Raw genomic sequence first — 2,477 nt, 5'->3', positions numbered from 1 at the left:
TGGTGATGGCGTGCCTTTTGAAGAATGAGCCTGCGAGTCATCGGTGTGTGGCGAGGTTAACCCGTGTGGGGGAGCCGTAGCGAAAGCGAGTCCTAATAGGGCGTTTTGAGTCGCATGTCATGGACCCGAAGCGGAGTGATCTACCCATGGCCAGGGTGAAGCGACGGTAAGACGTCGTGGAGGCCCGAACCCACTTAGGTTGAAAACTGAGGGGATGAGCTGTGGGTAGGGGTGAAAGGCCAATCAAACTCCGTGATAGCTGGTTCTCCCCGAAATGCATTTAGGTGCAGCGTCGCATGTTTCACCCTGGAGGTAGAGCTACTGGATGGCCTAGGGGGCCCACAAGCTTACCGAAGTCAGCCAAACTCCGAATGCCGGGGTGTGAGAGTGCGGCAGTGAGACTGCGGGGGATAAGCTTCGTAGTCGAGAGGGAAACAGCCCAGATCGCCGGCTAAGGCCCCTAAGCGTGTACTAAGTGGAAAAGGATGTGGGGTCGCTGAGACAACCAGGAGGTTGGCTTAGAAGCAGCCACCCTTGAAAGAGTGCGTAATAGCTCACTGGTCAAGTGATCCTGCGCCGATAATGTAGCGGGGCTCAAGTACACCGCCGAAGCCGCGGCATTCCAGTATTGATCTTGCTTTCGAGCCAGGAGCTGGGATGGGTAGGGGAGCGTCGTGTAGCCAGGGAAGCGGCGGAGTGATCCAGCTGTGGAGGCTATGCGAGTGAGAATGCAGGCATGAGTAGCGAAAGACGAGTGAGAAACTCGTCCGCCGGATGACCAAGGGTTCCTGGGCCAGGTTAATCCGCCCAGGGTGAGTCGGGACCTAAGGCGAGGCCGACAGGCGTAGTCGATGGACAACGGGTTGATATTCCCGTACCCGTGTATCCGCGCCCAATGGCGAATCAGCTGTGCTAACCATCCTGAACCCAAAAGACTTCCTTCGGGAAGCTGGAGGGGGATGCATGGGATCCTGGCTGTAGTAGTCAAGCGATGGGGTGACGCAGGAAGGTAGCTGGGCCCGGTGGTGGATTACCGGGTGTAAGCCTGTAGGGAGTGACATAGGCAAATCCGTGTCGCGTATATCCTGAGAGGTGATGCGTAGCCGTTGTGGTGAATTCAGTGATCCTATGCTGCCGAGAAAAGCCTCTAGTGAGTTGGTGCACGGCCCGTACCCCAAACCGACACAGGTGGTCAGGTAGAGAATACCGAGGCGATCGAGAGAACTGTGGTGAAGGAACTCGGCAAAATACCTCCGTAACTTCGGGAGAAGGAGGGCCCGGTCTGGTGACAGGATTGACTCCTCGAGCTGGGTTGGGTCGCAGAGACCAGAGAGAAGCGACTGTTTACTAAAAACACAGGTCCGTGCGAAGTCGTAAGACGAGGTATACGGACTGACGCCTGCCCGGTGCCGGAAGGTTAAGAGGACCGGTTAGCCCTTTCGGGGGCGAAGCTGAGAATTTAAGCCCCGGTAAACGGCGGTGGTAACTATAACCATCCTAAGGTAGCGAAATTCCTTGTCGGGTAAGTTCCGACCTGCACGAATGGCGTAACGACTTCTCTGCTGTCTCCACCACAGACTCGGCGAAATTGCAGTACGAGTAAAGATGCTCGTTACGCGCGGCAGGACGAAAAGACCCCGGGACCTTTACTATAGCTTGGTATTGGTGTTCGGTACGGTTTGTGTAGGATAGGTGGGAGACTGTGAAGCTGGGACGCTAGTTCTGGTGGAGTCGTCGTTGAAATACCACTCTGATCGTATTGGGCTTCTAACCTCGGGCCATGATCTGGTTCAGGGACAGTGCCTGGTGGGTAGTTTAACTGGGGCGGTTGCCTCCTAAAGGGTAACGGAGGCGCCCAAAGGTTCCCTCAGCCTGGTTGGCAATCAGGTGGTGAGTGTAAGTGCACAAGGGAGCTTGACTGTGAGACAGACATGTCGAGCAGGGACGAAAGTCGGGACTAGTGATCCGGCACCGGCGTGTGGAAGCGGTGTCGCTCAACGGATAAAAGGTACCCCGGGGATAACAGGCTGATCTTCCCCAAGAGTCCATATCGACGGGATGGTTTGGCACCTCGATGTCGGCTCGTCGCATCCTGGGGCTGGAGTAGGTCCCAAGGGTTGGGCTGTTCGCCCATTAAAGCGGCACGCGAGCTGGGTTTAGAACGTCGTGAGACAGTTCGGTCTCTATCCGCCGCGCGCGTTGAGAAACTTGAGGAAGGCTGTCCCTAGTACGAGAGGACCGGGACGGACGAACCTCTGGTGTGCCAGTTGTTCCGCCAGGGGCATGGCTGGTTGGCTACGTTCGGAAGGGATAACCGCTGAAAGCATCTAAGCGGGAAGCCTGTTCCAAGATGAGGTTTCTTACCCCTTCGAGGGTTAAGGCCCCCAAGAGATGATTGGGTTGATAGGCCGGAACTGGAAGCACGGTAACGTGTGGAGGTGACCGGTACTAATAGGCCGAGGGCTTACCAACGAAGA

At 56.4% G+C, this 2,477-nt stretch carries 1 rRNA gene; it reads left to right on the top strand.

Annotated features, from left to right (window positions below):
* Nucleotides 1-2,472: ribosomal RNA gene (locus tag ACWDSJ_RS37770) — 23S ribosomal RNA — on the top strand; the annotation flags it as partial.
* Between the last annotated feature and the right edge of the window lie 5 nt (nucleotides 2,473-2,477).

Source organism: Nocardia sp. NPDC003482, from assembly GCF_053588115.1.
Note: the sequence above shows the minus strand (reverse complement) of the source record. Positions and strands in the feature narration are given on the sequence as shown.